13 protein-coding genes are annotated in these 16,927 nt (G+C 50.5%); 10 read left to right on the top strand and 3 right to left on the bottom strand.

Annotation, left to right across the window (positions count from 1 at the left end; translation table 11 throughout):
* Positions 1-14: 14 nt before the first annotated feature.
* From SELR_RS11540 to SELR_RS11500, 9 genes are all read left to right on the top strand, one after another.
* On the top strand, positions 15-1,049 hold the full coding sequence (locus SELR_RS11540; protein ID WP_014425408.1) for a LacI family DNA-binding transcriptional regulator: 1,035 nt from the start codon (positions 15-17) through the stop codon (positions 1,047-1,049).
* Between the two features lie 124 nt (positions 1,050-1,173).
* A complete protein-coding gene (locus tag SELR_RS11535) occupies positions 1,174-2,589 on the top strand; it encodes an SGNH/GDSL hydrolase family protein (RefSeq protein ID WP_231848084.1) in 1,416 nt (471 codons plus the stop codon).
* A gap of 141 nt (positions 2,590-2,730) precedes the next feature.
* Positions 2,731-3,726 carry a tetratricopeptide repeat protein gene (locus SELR_RS11530; protein WP_014425406.1) on the top strand — a complete coding sequence of 332 codons (996 nt, stop codon included), beginning with the start codon at positions 2,731-2,733 and terminating at the stop codon, positions 3,724-3,726.
* A gap of 117 nt (positions 3,727-3,843) precedes the next feature.
* On the top strand, positions 3,844-4,884 hold the full coding sequence (locus tag SELR_RS11525) for an HD-GYP domain-containing protein (RefSeq protein ID WP_050992772.1): 1,041 nt from the start codon (positions 3,844-3,846) through the stop codon (positions 4,882-4,884).
* 278 nt (positions 4,885-5,162) lie between these two features.
* Positions 5,163-6,014 (top strand): BglG family transcription antiterminator LicT, encoded by an 852-nt coding sequence (gene licT / locus SELR_RS11520; protein WP_014425404.1) that lies wholly within the window; start codon positions 5,163-5,165, stop codon positions 6,012-6,014.
* Positions 6,015-6,098: 84 nt separating this feature from the next.
* Positions 6,099-7,517 (top strand): hypothetical protein, encoded by a 1,419-nt coding sequence (locus tag SELR_RS11515; protein ID WP_014425403.1) that lies wholly within the window; start codon positions 6,099-6,101, stop codon positions 7,515-7,517.
* A gap of 94 nt (positions 7,518-7,611) precedes the next feature.
* On the top strand, positions 7,612-9,132 hold the full coding sequence (locus SELR_RS11510; RefSeq protein ID WP_014425402.1) for a DUF1593 domain-containing protein: 1,521 nt from the start codon (positions 7,612-7,614) through the stop codon (positions 9,130-9,132).
* Positions 9,129-11,501, top strand: a complete 2,373-nt coding sequence (locus SELR_RS11505) for a glycoside hydrolase family 3 protein (protein ID WP_014425401.1) — start codon at positions 9,129-9,131, stop codon at positions 11,499-11,501. Before SELR_RS11510 ends, SELR_RS11505 begins: the two co-directional genes overlap by 4 nt.
* Before the next feature lie 12 nt (positions 11,502-11,513).
* Positions 11,514-12,872, top strand: a complete 1,359-nt coding sequence (locus SELR_RS11500; RefSeq protein ID WP_014425400.1) for a prolyl oligopeptidase family serine peptidase — start codon at positions 11,514-11,516, stop codon at positions 12,870-12,872.
* A gap of 69 nt (positions 12,873-12,941) precedes the next feature.
* On the opposite strand, the gene SELR_RS11495 is transcribed toward SELR_RS11500, so the two are convergent.
* Genes SELR_RS11495 through SELR_RS11485 form a run of 3 tightly spaced genes read right to left on the bottom strand, consistent with a single transcriptional unit; the run spans position 12,942 to position 16,636 of the window.
* Positions 12,942-13,571, bottom strand: coding sequence for a hypothetical protein (locus SELR_RS11495; protein WP_014425399.1), 630 nt, complete (start codon positions 13,569-13,571; stop codon positions 12,942-12,944).
* Positions 13,572-13,577: 6 nt separating this feature from the next.
* On the bottom strand, positions 13,578-14,030 hold the full coding sequence (locus SELR_RS11490; protein ID WP_014425398.1) for a hypothetical protein: 453 nt from the start codon (positions 14,028-14,030) through the stop codon (positions 13,578-13,580).
* 2 nt (positions 14,031-14,032) lie between these two features.
* Entirely contained in the window at positions 14,033-16,636 is a 2,604-nt protein-coding gene (locus SELR_RS11485) for an AAA family ATPase (RefSeq protein ID WP_041914401.1), read from the bottom strand.
* Positions 16,637-16,699: 63 nt separating this feature from the next.
* Between SELR_RS11485 and SELR_RS19385 the strand changes: the two genes are divergently transcribed.
* Complete coding sequence (locus tag SELR_RS19385; RefSeq protein ID WP_269453559.1) at positions 16,700-16,822, top strand: hypothetical protein; 123 nt, start codon at positions 16,700-16,702, stop codon at positions 16,820-16,822.
* The last annotated feature ends 105 nt before the right edge of the window (positions 16,823-16,927 follow it).

Below are 16,927 nucleotides of genomic sequence, written 5' to 3'. Positions count from 1 at the left end.
GAAAGCAGGTTTTTATGGAAGAAAAGAAACAGGCTACGATAGTGGATGTGGCCAAGGCTGCCGGGGTTTCGGTGGCCACCGTGTCCCGGGTGGTGAATGGCAACTATCCGGTGAAAACGGAAACGAAGGAAAAGGTTAAAGCCGCTATCAGCAGCCTTAACTATGTACCCAATGTGCAGGCCCGGGAGCTCAATACCCGCAAGTCTTCCACCATCGGTGTGGTGGTGCCGGGGCTGTACAATATGTTCTTTGCCGAGGTTATCGATGGCATCGAGGAAAGTGTGCGCAAGGAGCATTTCTCCTTCCTGCTGAACTGTGCCCAGAATGATCCGGTGCAGGAGATGAACTGCATCAATGCGTTGGTGGCCCGCAATGTGTCGGGTATCATCGTCATCAGCCCCAATACGAAGAACATCAGCGAGCGATTCTATGAAGAACTGGTGGAGCGGGTGCCCATCGTGTTCATCAATGGTTATCATCCCATCAAGGGCGTATCCTATGTGGGCAATGATGAGAGCCTGGGCTCCCGTCAGGCACTGGAATATCTGGAAGGGCTTGGTCACCAGAAGATCCTTTTTGTCCGGGGCGCCAATTCCGACTCCTATGACATAAAAGAGGAAACATATCGTCATTTTATGGAAGAGCGGGACGGTTTCCAGGAGGATTTTGTGTTGAACATCGGCGAAGGCAACAGCGTGGAAACGGTGGATTTGACACTCAAGGCGCTGACACTCAAGCTGCCCTATCTGAAGCCGACGGCCGTATTCTGCTGCAACGACCTGATGGCCGTGGGGGCGCTCAACGCCTGCAAGCGGCTGGGGCTTTCTGTACCGCAGAACATCTCGATCATTGGTTACGATAATATCTCCTTGTCAAGTTTAGTGGAGCCGAAGATCACCACCATGGACCAGAATATGTTCCTGCTGGGGCAAAGCGCGGCGCAGCTGCTTTTGGAGCAGATCGGCGGCGGCAAGAACCGGCGGATCGTGCTGGAGAATACCCTGGTGGTGCGGGAAACCACCGGGATCAGACAGGAAGTTCATAAGTGAGGCTGAATTTCAGGCTGCCGTCAACTGGCAGCCTGAAATTTTTGTCTATGGACAAAATCTGAACAATGGCGTTATAATAGGGGCGTTGCTTAAAAATAACCTCAGGAATGGAGTTTTATATTTGTTGAAGAGAAGGAAAAGCGCCCTGTTGTCCGGCGTCATTGCGCTGGCTCTGGGCTTTACGCTGAATATGGGCGGCGTGCAGGCAGCAGAAAGTGCCAGCGATGGCGTGCGGATCAATTTCGGGCAGACTGCCGTACATACGGAAAAAACGGTCCCGCAGGCCGCCAAGGTACAGCCGGAGCAAAGCACGCCAAGTGTGCAGAAAAATGAAGGTCAGCCTATGACGAAGTTGAAGAATGTGCAGCTGATGTGGAAGGAAATCCCCAGTGCCGTGCGCTATCAGGTGGTAATCCTGAAATCCGCTGAGGATACGCCGGAAAATATCGCTCTGACCTATGAGCAGGTCTACACCAATGGTCTGACGGTGGATCTGAGCGGCTTTGGCCCGGAGGCCAATGGTTTTTATTGGAAGATATGCCCTTTGGATTACAATGGCCGGCCGGTGGGCAACTGGCACTTCACCAAGCCCCGGCCCATTACCGATGGCGGCAGGCTCAATGTGACGGCGCCGCGCCCGACTACACAGTTCGAACGCATGGACTATATGCCCCTTTATCCGGTCTTTTCCTGGATACCTTATGGGCGGGCCAAACAGCATGAGGTGCAGATCTATAAGGTGACCGATGAGGGGGATAAGTTGCTCCGTACCTTGCAGGGGGGCGAATATGATGTTTATGAGGATGGCGGCTACACCCAGCCGGGGAAATACTATTGGCGCGTGCGCTCGCTGAACAGCGATGGCAGTCCCCTTAGCGGTTGGTCGGAAAAAAGCTATTTCACGGTGGAGAGCGAAAAGCCGCCCATTGCCGCATTGGGGGACAGCATCACCCATGGCGGCGGTGCTATGTCCGTATCGCCTGGCTATCTGCTCTACGATTGGGAGTCCTACAGCCAGGTACCTGTGAAAAATCTTGGCTTTAGCGGCAACACTACCGAGGCTATGCTGGAACGTTTCGAGCGGGATGTGCTTCCGGCCTCGCCGCGGGTGCTGGTGGTCATGGGCGGTGTCAATGATTATCGCCTGGCTACCTTCGGTTCCCAGACCGTGGCGAATCTGCAGGCCATCAAGGAAAAATGCGATGCCTATGGCATCATCGTGGTGTTTCTGACGGTTACGCCCATCAATCCTTCCTATATGGTGAACCGGGCCCATATCGACCAGCCGCCCTATGATTGGCAGGTACATCAGCAGTACATCAACAACTGGATCATGAAGCAGCCCTATCATGTGGATGTATCCACGGCTCTCACGGACAGCCTCGGCAATCTGCGCACCAGCTACACCACCGATGGCCTTCATCCGGATTATTATGGCAAGAAATACATCGGGGAACAGGTTGGCCGCTATCTGCAGATGCATTTTGGCTGGCTTACCAATAAGCTAAAGAAAAAACCGATTCCCACTTATAATGATTGATTGTGACTGAATGCAGCCGCCTGTTTTGGGCGGCTGTATTTTTAATCAAATTTTAATGACAAAGTCAACAATTCCTATTAAGATAAGTGCTATAATATTCGATATAAGTAATAGAAAATAACAGGGGAAGGTGTTGAAGTTATGCGAAAGATAGTATTGATATTGACGCTGATGATTTCTTGTTTTTCGGCCGGCGTGTGCCTGGCCGTGCCCCAGACTATTACCGCCAGCGGTGCTTATGTGATGGGCGAGAATGATTCACCGAAGATTGCCAAGGATGCTGCCAGGCAGGAGGCCATGCGGGTGGCGGTGGAGAAGGCGGGCGTATATGTGGAAAGCTATTCCCGCACCCAGAATATGGAACTGACCGCCGATGACGTGCGGGTGATTTCCGGGGCTGTGTTGAAGGTGCTCCGGGAACAGGCCGTGCCGGAACTTTCTGCCGGCGTCTGGAAGTACACGGTGACCTTGACCTGCGAGGTGGACACGGATAAAATTGATTTGAAGGCCATGATGGAGAACCGCAATAAGCTGGAAAAGCTGCAGCAGGAGCGGGACGCCCTGAAGAAGCAGAATGAGGAGCTGTTGGAAAAATACAGGCAGGCCAATGGACGGGAAAAGGAAGAAATTGGTACGGAACTGGAAAACCAGTATTCCTTGCAGGCTGTTTTCGATCGCTGTGCGACCATGATCCAGCAAGGAGACCAATGGAAGGCCATTGTGGAGATTAACCGCGTGATCAGCGATGTGAAGGTGACGGACAGCCCCTTGTCTTATGCGTATTATCTCCGAGGAAGGGCTTATTATGAACGGAATATGGATGAAAAGGCCCTGGAAGATTTTGACCGGGCCGAAGCTACGCCCCACAATAATAAGATCTATCCCATTTGGCGGGCCAATTATTATCAAGGGCTTATCTATTCTGATCGGGAACAATGGGAACGGGCCTATATAGAGTTGAAAGAGGCTTGGGATGACAGCGGCCATAGTGACAGCGATATCGAGGCGGCCATGCTCAGGGCCAAGCGCCATGCGTACCCGCCCCAGCGTGAGGAACGACGTCCACACCGTCATGATGACGATGATATCGATTGGGGAAAAGTGGTTTCCGATGTGTTGATTGGCATATTGCGTTAAATATTTTTAAAAGAGGCTGGAAAAAGACATATGTCCTTTCCAAGCCTCTTGATTTTTTGAGGGAAATAAGGCAAAATATCTCTAGGATTTTACATTAGGCAAGAAACGAGTGTGTGTATGCAAATTTCCCAAATGAGGCAGACCACTGTATTGGTGGTGGACGGCAGTGAAAGCGACCGTCAGAAGCTGCATCAGATTTTAGATCCCCGGGTGCAGCTGCAGGAGGCCAAATCCGGCATGGAAGCACTGACTTATGTAGTTCAGCATCATGTGGATTTGATGCTGCTGGCTTCGAAACTGCCGGATATGGATGGCTTTGAAGTTTTACGGCGCCTGAATCTGGAGCCGCGCTTCAAGGATCTGCCCATTATCGTTACAACTCATGAGCATAGTCAGAAGGCGGAAGCTGCCGTGGCTATGGCGGGCGGCTTCGATATCATCCGCAAGCCCTTTGTGCCCATTATCGTGGTGAAAAAGGTGGAACAGGTTCTCGAAATGGAGTATCTCCACCGCAATCTGAAAAAAGAAGTCCATCGGCAGACGAAACTGGCCGAGGATAGACTGGCTTCCAGTGAACGGCTGTTCGAAGAGACGGTTATGGCTCTGGCCAAGACCATCGATGCCAAGGACGCTTATACCCGCGGTCATTCCCAGCGCGTAGCCCGCTATGCCCGCCATATTGCTTTTAAACTTGGTTGGCTTGAGGAGGAGCAACGCAAGATTTACTTTATGGGACTGTTGCATGATATCGGGAAAATCGGCGTCCCGGAAGCGATTATCAACAAGACGGCCAGGTTGACCGATGAAGAATACAGCAAGATCAAGCAGCATACGGTGATTGGCTCGGAAATCCTGGAGCTCGTAGCTGAGTTCCCGGAACTGGCTATAGGTGCCCGCTCCCATCATGAGCGCTATGATGGCAAGGGCTATCCTGATGGCTTTGCCGGCAGCCGAATTCCCATCTATGCCCGGGTGATTGCCGTAGCGGATGCCTATGATGCCATGACCTCCAAACGCAGCTATCGCGGCGTCTTGCCCCAGGATGTGGTGCGTGGGGAAATCGCCAAAGGCCGGGGAACCCAATTCGATCCCCAGTTTGCGGATGTGATGCTGCAGATTATCGATGAGGATGAGGAATACATCCTGCACGAGCGATGATGACATCCAAAAAAATTGGGGCGTTGTTTCAGGATTCTGTGCTTTACATTGGAACAGAATTGTGTTAGAATTGCATATAGTTTGGTAGTATTCGATATTGATTTTGGATGGTGACATTGAGTTGGCCAAACCTTCAAGACAGCTAGAAAGTGTTTTGGAGGGATTTGTATGTTAGATTTCAGGAAGACAAGACAAACTTGACGATTGCGCATTGTCAGGGTGTTTTGTCTTTTTATTTTGCTCAAATGGGCATAGGGGAATGTATGGGGGAATAACTGGTGCAGATTAAAAAGATACTGAATAACAATGTGATCGTCACCGAGGACGAAAGCGGCCTGGAAGTTGTGGCTATGGGACGGGGCATTGCCTTTGGCAAGAAATGCGGCGAGGATGTGCCCGATGAGAAGATCGATAAGGTCTATAAACTCAGCGACCATGATATGCTGGAGAAGTTCAAGGAACTGCTTTCCAGCCTGCGTATTGACTATCTCGATGCCAGTACAGCCATCATCGAGATGGCCGAAAAAGAACTGGGCGTCAGGCTCAATGAGACCGTGTATATCTCCCTGACCGACCATATCCATATGGCCATCCATCGCCTGCGGGAGGGCATCAATATCCGCAATATGATGCTTTGGGAGACGCGGCGTTTCTATCCCAAGGAGTTTTCTATTGCGGAAAAGGCCGTGCTGATGCTCGAAGCCCAGTTTGATATCGATATTCCCGAGGATGAAGCTGGTTTTATCGCTATGCACATCATCGATGGCCAGCTGGATATGAAACAGCCCATGGCCGATAAGATCCTCACCCTGATTGAGGAAATCACCAATATCGTGCGCCGGTTCTGCGGGATTGAATTTGACCAGGAATCCCTGGCTTACTATAGATTCGTAACCCATCTGAAATTCTTCGCCCAGCGCATGTTCAGCGGCGCAAAGCAGAACGGCGATGAAATCGATGAAGAGATGGAAGCCATGGTACAGAAGAAGTACAAGCAGGCCCACGAATGTGTGGATCGCATCGTGGCTTATCTCGCGAAAAAATACCATTACGCCGTCAGCGGCGAGGAACAGTTTTACCTGATGATCCATGTGGCAAAGGTAATCCGCAAATGTCAGGAACAGGCATAAGCCTGCTCATATAAATTAGGATGGTGACATTAAGTTGGCCAAACCTTCAAGAATTTACATTTATAAGTTTTTGGAGGTATGAACATGAGAAGTTGGATGAATGTAGGCAAAATCGGTGCAGCAGCAGTGATGACGGCAGCGGTTATGAGCTATGGGCAGAGCGCGGAGGCTGGGAGTGGCTTTCTAGCTGAAGTGCCGGTTGGGGACTGGTCGTATAGTGCGGTCAATGAACTCATTACGGCCAAGGTCGTGCCGGATTATGCGGTGGCGATTCCCGAAGGCCGCGTGCTGAGTCGTCTGGAAATGGCCATGATCGTGGATTCTGCCATGAAGAATCAGGCCAATATGACGGATGTGCAGCAAGCTGCGCTGAACAAGCTCAACAATGAGTATTACTACGACATCAAGAAACTCACCCTGCTCAATCGCTTGGACAATCTGGACAACAATCAGATGGACAAGCTGAACAACCAGCAGGCAGGTGAAACGCTTACCAAGGAAGAAAAAGCAGGCCTCAAGAAGGCTGCTGCTTTGGCCGACAAGCTCTCCATCAATGGCTACGCCCGTATCCGTAATGACCACTATCTGAAAGATGCTAAAGACGGTACAGGCACCAAGCGTTCTACACGTGCGAATATGATTCATATTGCGGTCAACAGCACTTATAAGATCAATGATAATTGGGCAGCGCATACTGATGTAGGATACCGTAGTTCTTTCAGCAACTTTGATGACACCAAGAGTCTTTCCCCTAACGAAAATCAGACTGGTCTGACTGTGGATGGTTATGTGACTGGTAAGTTCCCCAAGCTTGGCCTTGATGCCAAAGTGGGTAAATGGAACGAATGGAACATCTACGGCTGGGGCATGGATATCGACTGTGACTTCAGTGGTATCCAGCTGACGCAGGGCAAGAAGAAATTCAAGACCTATTTCACGGCTGGCCAAATGGATCTTTGGGATGATGCGATGGGCGGTGACCGCACGAAAGAAAAAGTCACGAGTCTACGTTTCTTCTATCCGTTTGACAGCAAGAACGATATCAACTTCGGTACGTCCTGGAGCTCGGCGATGGCCAGCCGCTATCAGGACCCGGATCAGGGCCGCGTGTTCTATTACTATGCCCATGCCCATCATAAATTTGACAACAACTGGGGCGTTCGTGCCGGTATTATCAACAGCAATGCCAAACGCGATCCCAATAACGCTGTGGCAAGTACCAAGACCAAACATCCGGGCCGCTGGCTGCAGATTGACTACAAGGGTGCCAAGCTTGACAAGCCCAATACCTATGGCGTTACTCTTACCTACCGTTATGAACCGGCTCTTTCCTGGCCAACCGTTACGGACTGGTGCGGCCTGAACGAGAAATTCCTGCGCTTAGGCGTAAGCTATGTACCTTATAAGAACATCCTGCTGGATACCTTCTACACCTGGGGCCGTGAAATTGACACCGGTGCAAGAAGCGACCTCTATCGTTTCCAGGCACAATTCTTCTTCTAAACAAGTATGGAATTGTAACATAATGCCTTCCCCTTGAGGGGAAGGTGCCCCGTAGGGGCAGATGAGGTGGAAAACGTTCAGGAGGCAGAATGTTATGAATAAGAGAAGAATAGCTGGTTTGCTTTTAGGAACTTTAGCTCTTGGCTCCATTATTCCTCAGCAAAATATCGCCGCTGCCAAAGAGCGGCCGCAGACTGTCGTCATGACGGATGGCGAAGTGGATGATATGGATTCATTCCTGCGTTTCTTGCTCTATACCAATGATGTGGATGTCAAGGGCATTATCTACACCAGTTCCATGTGGCATTACAAGGGGGATGGCAAGGGCACTCTCTTTGAGTCCAATATGGATTGGATCAAGAAATTCCATCCCGGCAAGCATACGGATTTGCGTTGGTGTGGTACGGAATGGATTGCTCAGTACATTGAGAAATATCGCAGTGTCTATCCCAAATTAGTCCAGCATGATAAGAACTATCCGACGCCGGATAAACTGCAATCTTTGGTCAAGGTCGGCAATATCGATTTTGAAGGCGATATGGCCAAGGAAACGGCAGGCAGCAAGTGGATTGAACAGTTACTGCTGGCAGATGACAACGGGCCCATCCATTTTGAGACCTGGGGCGGCAGCAATACCTTTGCCCGGGCACTCAAATCCATTGAGGATAAGTACAAGGGCACGGCAAAGTGGTCGGAGATTTATGACCATATTGGTAAGAAGGTCATTCTTTACAATATCATGGATCAGGATGAGACCTACAAGAACTATATTGCGGTGAACTGGCCGAATATCAAAGTGGCGTTCAATGAAATGCAGTTTGCCAGCCTGGCCTATATCTGGCCACAGGTGGCACCACATTCCCAGCAGAAATACCTGCAGGGAAAATGGATGCAGGAAAATATTCTCAAAGGGCCTATTGGCGGCAGTTATATGACCTATGGCGATGGGCATAAGCTGGCTGGTGATCCGGAGGATAAATTTGGTTCCTTGGAATTTGCCCAAGCGAATGGTTATGGAAAATATGACTTGATTTCCGAAGGCGATTCGCCCTCCTATCTGTATCTTATCGACAATGGCCTGCGTTCTACGGAGGATTTCAGTTACGGCGGCTGGAGCGGGCGGCTCAGTCAGTCCGGCATCAAACACAATGTATGGGAGGACAATCGGGCTTCCTACGATTTCAATCCGGAAACGGGGAAGATGGATCGATATTATTCACAAACCCGTTGGGTGAAAGACATCCAGAATGATTTTGCTGCCCGGCTAGCATGGACGGAGAAAGACTATAAACAGGCCAATCACGCACCGGAACTGACCATTCAGGAAGGTTTGGACATCCAGGTCAGGCCCGGTCAGGTCGTGACCTTGCATGGCCATGGCACTGATCCTGATGGAGATAAGCTGGATTATACCTGGTATATCTATCAGGAAGCCGGAACCTATGGCACACCTGTAAAAATCAGTGCGCAAGGGGCAGAAGCGAAAATTTTTGTGCCCGGCAATATTGCCAAGGATGAAACCATCCATGTGATTTGTGAGGTCAGCGATAACGCAGAAATTCCCTTGAAGCATTATGCGCGCGTGATCTTGACGGCAGGGGAGGCAGCAAAATGAAAAAACAAGCATTGACTTTAGCAATCGGTCTGACTTTGATGGGCACGCAGGTACAGGCGGCGGATTTCACGGAGAAGGCCACGGTGGATGGCTATACCCTGGTCGAGCAGAAGGGTGCGGAACTGGCCTATAGCCCGGATTCCGGCGTGAAGCTCCTACAGGTAGATGGCAAGGTCTTCAAGGATATGAACCGCAATGGCAAATTGGATGCCTATGAGGATTGGCGCTTGACGCCGCAGAAGCGGGCGGAGGATTTGGCCAAGCAATTGAGCACAGAAGATATTGCCGGCCTTATGCTCTACAGCATGCATCAGCGTAATCTGCAGCCGCAGTTAAATGAGGAACAGAAGAAAATGCTCTCGGCTGATCATGTGCGCACGGTGCTCAACGCCGACAGCACGGCCAGCAATGAAGTGACGGCCAAATGGAACAATGCCCTGCAGGCCTATGCCGAAAGCCTGCCCTTTGCTATTCCGGCCAACACCAGCTCCGATCCGCGCAGCGATGCCCGGGGCAACGGCGTGTATCTGAAGGATGTGACGGGCGGCGTATCCCGCTGGCCCAGCAACTTAGGTATTGCCGCCACCTTCAATCCGGCCATTGCCAAGGAATTTGGCGAGATTTCTTCCAAGGAATACCGTCTCTTGGGCATCGGCACGGGCTTGTCCCCGCAGATCGACCTGGCTACCGATCCGCGCTGGACGCGTTACTACGGCACCTTCGGGGAAGATCCGGCGCTGGCCCGGGACATGGCCAAAGCCACGATGGATGGCGTGCAGTCTACCATCGAGAAGGGCAAGGATATGGGTTGGGGCAAGTACAGCGTCAATGCCATGATGAAACATTGGCCCGGTGATGGTGTGGGCGAAGGTGGCCGTGAAGCTCATTCTAAATACGGCAAATACGCAGTCTATCCCGGCGGGCAGTTCAATACCCAGCTGATTCCCTTTGTGGATGGCGGCTTGCAACTGGACGGCAAAACGAAGATGCCCAGTGCGGTCATGTCCTCCTATTCCATCGCCTGGAGCGATGATGGCTCTCTGGGTGAGAAGGTAGGCTCGGCTTTCAGCCGCTATAAGATTGGCCTTTTGCGGGATAAATATCATTATGATGGCGTCATCTGCACCGACTGGTGTGTAACTCATGATATTCCTCAGGAGGTCGGCAAGGGCATTTCCACCGCCTGGGGCGTGGAGAAGGATACGGAGGTCATCCGCCACTATAAGGCCCTGATGGCCGGTGTAGACCAGTTCGGCGGCAACAACGATATCAAGCCGGTGCTGGCGGCCTATGAGATGGGCGTCAAGGAACATGGCAAGGACTATATGGACAAGCGTTTCCAGCAGTCCGCCGTGCGCTTGCTGCGCAATATCTTCCAGATTGGCCTGTTTGAAAATCCTTATCTGGATGTAGCAAAGACCGTGCAGGAAGTGGGCAATCCCCATGATAAGGCAGCGGGTTACAAAGCCCAGCTGGCATCGATTGTCATGCTGAAGAACAAGGGCAATGTGATTCATCAGGCCGGAGCGCAGAGCACGAAGCCGGTGGTTTATATCCCGATGATTTTCCGTCCTGCGCAGGAAAACAAGACTTTCCATACTTATAGCCCCGCCCATTGGTCACTGCCTGTTGACCTCAAGACGGCCAGCGAATACTTCACGGTGGTTACCGATAAGGTCAGGGAACTGACGGCTAAAGACCGCGACGGCAAGCCCATGGCAGCCGTGACGGATATCGAACGTCTGGCTCCGGCTGAAGTGGCCAAGGCCGATATGGTGCTGGCCGTCATCGACAATCCCACCAATGCCGGCAATCAGTTTGATGGCTTAGGCTGTGATGAACAGGGCAATTTTATCCCCCTGTCCTTGCAGTATAAGCCCTATACCGCTGACTCTGCTGCTGTGCGCAAGGCATCCATTGCCCATGATGAAGGGGAGAATCGCAGCTACTTTGGCCGCAGTGCCCGCATCATCAATGCTACGGACTTGGATGGCGTGGCCTATGGCCGTGAATGTGCAGCCAAGTCCGGCAAGGATATGCCCGTGGTCACCATGGTGCATGCTTTGAAACCGATGATTTTCAGTGAGGTTGAGCCGCTGTCGGATGCCATCCTTGTAGGCTACGGTGTCAGTGATGCTGCTTATTTCGATATCCTCACGGGCAAGTTCGAGCCGCAAGGTCTCCTGCCCATGCAGCAGCCAAAGGATATGGAAACGGTGGAGCGTCAGTTCGAGGATACTCCCCGGGATATGGAATGCTATACTGACAGCGAAGGCCATACCTATGACTTTGCTTATGGCCTGGACTGGAAGGGACAGATAAAGGACGCTCGCACGGCTAAATACGCTGTACCTGCGCTGAAAAAATAAGGAGTGATTACTTTGATCAGTAAAAAGTTGAAAAAAGCAGTTCAGTTAGGTCTTTGCGGTGTAATGCTGGCAGGTGTACTGACGGCGGGGGATATTGCCTCAGCAGCTGTACCTCATCAGCAGCCGTCCTATAAAACCGTGACGGAAACCTTTGACTGGGGCCCGTCTGTGTCCAAGGTCATCGTGAACTTAGGCAGCACGGTAAAAGCCAGCGAAGTGAATACGGGAACCTTCAAGGTTCATGTGCGCCGGGAACTGGCGGAAGGAGCCATTACACCTGCCGAAGCCATGCGGGAAAAGCAGGGTGCTACGATTTCTCTGGGAGCAGAATCCACCTCCGATAAGGATCTGGAAGGTGACCGTCAGGTGACCAAAGCCTATGTCTCCGATGCCAACGGCAATCCCGTGGACAGTGGTGAATATGTGACGCTGGAAATGGCTGTGAGCCCTACGGACACCTTGGGAGCCGCTTTGAACTTCGACCTGCATACCATGCTGAATAACTGGGTGACGCCGCACTACACGATCACGGACGGTCAAAAACTCGTGGTGGATAACAATCAGGGCAATATCCGCCCCCAGGGGGATAAGTTCAAATTCAACCATAAGATCCTGGGCCGGGAATCCTTCCCTTACGCCAGCTATGAACCGGAACTCAAGAACAAGGATGAGAAGAAACCGCTGATTATCTGGCTCCATGGTATGGGGGAGGGCGGCAACAGCCCATCTCTGCCAATCATGGGCAACAAGGCCACCCAGTTTGCCGATGAATCCGTGCAGAAATACTTTGGCGGTGCCTATGTGCTGGCACCCCAGGCCAGAACCTACTGGATGCATGGTTACAAGGGCTTTGCTGATGGTACCTCCATCTACTCCCAGGGCCTGATGGAATTCATCAAGGCTTATGTGGCAGAGCACCCCAATGTGGATGAAAACCGCATCTATGTGGGCGGTGACTCCAACGGCGGCTATATGACCATGCTGCTGGTGCGGGACAACCCCGGCTGTTTTGCGGCCGCTTTCCCCACCTGCGAGGGACTCAAGGACAGCATGATTACGAAAAAGGATTTGGCTAATATCGCCAAGACGCCTATCTGGTTCACGGCGGCCAAGACCGATACGGTACTGCCGCCCAAGGATTATGCTGTTCCCACGGTGGAACGCCTCAAGAAAGCTGGTGCTGATGTGCATTTCAGCTTCTTTGACAAGGTGGTGGACACCACCGGCAAGTACAAGAAAGCCGATGGCACGCCGTATGAGTACATGGGGCATTGGTCCTGGATCTATGTCTATAACGACGAATGTGAAGACAATATTGACGGCAAGACTGTAAAACTCTTCCAGTGGATGGCCGAGCAGAAGCGGAAATAATATCATAACAAAATTGACCAGTCAAATGAAAATGACTGGTCAATTTTTGTATCTATTGGCAAAGTCGGGTTATTCCCGCACCAGGGTGTATACATTGTTGCCGCCCTGATCCATGCCGTTGAAATAGGTCGTCTGATTCAATTCGTAACGAACCGCATAGGTTATGCCGCCGCCGCCATCTCTGGTACCGACTACCTTGATTTCGCCCACAGTTGGGACATCAAAGACTACAGGCTTATTTTTTATCATAAAAGGTTCACCTAATGGTTTTCCGTCTACATATACCTGCACGTAATCTCCATCCTCGGCGGCATAATCCCAAATATACATCTTGGCTTTTTTCGCGGGCGATGTGTGGGTAATGGTCATATCACCGCCGACGTAATGGTCATCCTTTGACATCAACCTGGCGCCGACAGGCAGGGTGGTGGAAATACGTGTTTCCATGGCTGTCTGGGCATCGTTGCCGGCCTTGACAGAAGTGCCAGTATGACACATCATACCGATAGCCAGTGCTATGACACTGGCAAGTAAAAGGATGCCTGCTCCTTTTTTTATGCGCTTGGTAAAAGGGGAAGCATTATCACGATGTGGCGACATTTCTTTTTGTATGTCCGGAATATATTCCATGTTGTTCGCTGGCGCCTGATAGGGATGGCGTTCATCATCCTGAACATGCTTGATTTCATTATTATCCATTTTACATTACTCCAATCGGTCATATTTATGGATGAGCAGGGGATATTTTTGCAGATACTTAGACATAGCAATGCGGCAGGCAATGATCTGTATGCTCATGACAATGATGGCCATTACATGATGGAACGCACTGTCTATGGCAAATCCCTTGGCGATTATTGTTTCCGCAATGGATACAATGAGCAGATTCATGATCAGCATCACGGTGAAAGGATATAGCCAGGGGAGTTTATAGTAGGCTTTGCGGAATACAGGAATCAGACCGGTTAGGGAGAAAATGACGCCCAATACAAAACAAAAGATCAGGCCCTCCGTTGATTTTGTATAGCCGCTGCTGATCATTCCGGCTATATCGTAGCAGGGAATCATAATCAAGGCGAATACGCCAAACAGGAGCGCCCAGATCAATATCCCGAAAAACCATAGTATGGCAACGATGTTTGCAATCTTATCGCGCATATTCAGACCTCCTGTATATCGCTTTTGGTGATGGTGATCAATGCATCTTTGGAAATATCATCTGTGCCACTTAAGCGCAGTGCCTGATTGTTGATGGATTTTTCAAAGACATTTCGCACATAGCGGCCATTGCCGAATTTTTCCTGCAGGCGCGCTGCCGCAAATTTTTCTCTTAGCATAACCTTGCTGTCGGCAGCCAATACATAGCCATTATCAGCATACATATTCTCGGCAATCTGCATAAGCTCATCGGTATTGTAGTCCGGAAATTCAATGATATTGGCAAATCTGGACTGCAGGCCGGCATTTCTGTTCAGGAAATTACGCATGTCCTCGCTGTATCCGGCCAGAATCACGACGAGCTGATCGCGATTATCGTCCATCATCTTGACCAGGGTATCGATAGCTTCCTGGCCAAAATCATTTTTACCGCCTTGCGCCAGCGAATAAGCCTCATCTACAAATAGCACACCACCTAAGGCGGATTCGATTACCCTGCGCGTCTTTAGCGCCGTTTGCCCCACATAGCCGGCCACAAGACCGGAACGGTCCGTCTCAATCAGTTTGTTGGTTTGAATGACATTCAGGTTATACAGTACATCGGCAACGGTTCTGGCCATCATGGTTTTGCCTGTGCCGGGATTGCCGGCAAAGATCATATGCAGGGTCTGGGTGTTATCGGTCTTGAGGCCGGCATGCTTCCGCATGTTTTGGATCTTGATGCGGGCGTTAAGACTGCGGATGTATTTCTTGACCTCATCCAGCCCAATCACTTCGGCAAGACGCTTATCCAGATCGAATTCTGCCGCTTCCTTAAAGCCAAAATCGTCTGGAATCAATAACTCCATGTTGTCTTCCGGATTTTGAATGATCCTTTGGGATTGTTTTAAGATGGCATCTTCAATCAGATTCCGCACCAAACGGCCATTGCCGCTGTCATTTTTCCCTTTGATCTGCTGTTTGGCAAATGTTTGCCGCAATCCTTCCGTACAGAGGTCGGATATCTTATAGCCCTTCGCCTTGGCGGTGACATCGGCAATCTGGCACATTTCGTCAATCGTATAATCGGCGAAATGGACAATGTTTGGAAAGCGGGATTTCAAACCGCTGTTGGCTTTGAGAAAATCCTGCATTTCCTTTTCATAGCCAGCCAAAATGACTACCAGATCATCCCGATTGTCTTCCATACCCTTTACGAGGGCATCGATAGCTTCTGTGCCAAAGATATCCCCCTGACCTCTGCTGAGTGAATAGGCTTCATCGATAAATAACACGCCGCCAAGGGCACTTTTTATCACATCCGTGGTTTTGATTGCGGTGTGTCCAGCATACTGGCCCACCAGATCGGCTCTGGTCACTTCGCATAAATGACCGGAGGAAAGGACGCCAATCGCTTTCAGGTACTTGGCGACAATTCTGGCTATGGTGGTTTTGCCGGTGCCGGGATTGCCGGCGAAAATCATATGCATGGACAGGTTGGTGCTTTTCAGTCCTTTTCCGGCCCGCAGCTGTTGGACTTTCAGGTTGTTTTCCAGACTCAGGACATATTCCTTCACTTGGTCAAGGCCAACCACCTGCGCCAATTCCTGGCGGACCTCTTCCAGTTCCATGACGTTATAATCTTTTTGGTAGGCAGAGGTATGGATGACTTCGCCGTTTCCTGCTATTACGCAATACCCATTGTCGTAGGCTAACCGGAGCTGTTCGTTGTCCCATATCTTTTCCTGCAGTTTCATCTCGGTCAAAGGATCATAAAGCTGGTCATCAATGTAATCGGCTAAATCCTTTATGCCGTGATTGCTGCGATAGTGGGTGCTGAGCTCCCTGACGAGAGATTCATCAAAGTTAAGGAGGACGTGCAGATGGTCGCGGCATTTATTGGCCATGTTGATGCAGAGGGTATAGGCAAGGTTCTTTATCTGATCATCCATGATGGGATCCAGTGTGATGATATCGCCCAGCTCTTTCACGATCTTATTGCCTAAAAACGATAGGATCTTCGCCTGGGAGACTGTCGTGGTGAAAACAAAGAACTTGCCATTGGCACCTATGTCCGATATCAATTCCGTGTTCAGAGTGCCGGTGGCTTCCACCAGGCTGCCATTGGCCATCATGTAGCGTCGGGACAATTTGTATGTCCCCTCGGTCAAAAGCTGATAGAGGATGTCCAGCTGGGGCATAGATGCCTTTTCGATATTTTCGAATACAGCGACTTCGGTCTTATCATTCACTGCCTTATATAAATCGCTCAGGAATAGTCCATTGGAGGTGTCCGCAGCGTAATCATGGAAATCCATGATGGATATATCAGCATAGCGAAATGTCTTTTTCTGTTTCAGGAGCTCGCTGATACATTTGACCGCATACGTTTTGCCGCGGCTGTTTTCTCCGATCAGAAGTATGCCATTTTTAGGGATCTTATGATCAAATCCCCTGACGTATGGCCGTTGGAATGCTTTGCAGATGGTGTCGCGATCCCGTTCAGAACCCACCCAGTATTTTTTCAGGGAAGCGGGCAGGTCAGCAAAAACATTGTTGCTTTCAGAATTTGTGTTACCTTCTTCCTGGCTGAGGAAAGGCGTTTCTTGTTTCAGACTTTGCTCCATCGATGGAACTGATGCGGAAGGCACTCCCTGCATAGGCCGGAGGGTGCCTGGAGGGGGCGAAGCTTGCTGCATCATTCCGCTGGTGTATTTCTGTGTCGGAGTGAGACGCATTTGAGTGGGGAATTGATTACGGGCAATAAATCCTTTTTCCTCGATGGTGGCGATTATCTGGTATTCCGGGAGTAGAAATTTTAAGATTTTCTTTGCTGACATGGCCATAATATATGAAGACTCCTCGCTGCTTAATCGTATTCCTAAATAATGGGGTTATATATAACAATGCTTTACATA

The sequence above is a fragment of the Selenomonas ruminantium subsp. lactilytica TAM6421 genome (assembly GCF_000284095.1).
GTDB lineage: Bacteria > Bacillota > Negativicutes > Selenomonadales > Selenomonadaceae > Selenomonas_A > Selenomonas_A lactilytica.
The sequence above is the reverse complement of the archived record's forward strand: the minus strand, read 5'-3'. Positions and strand labels throughout refer to the sequence as shown.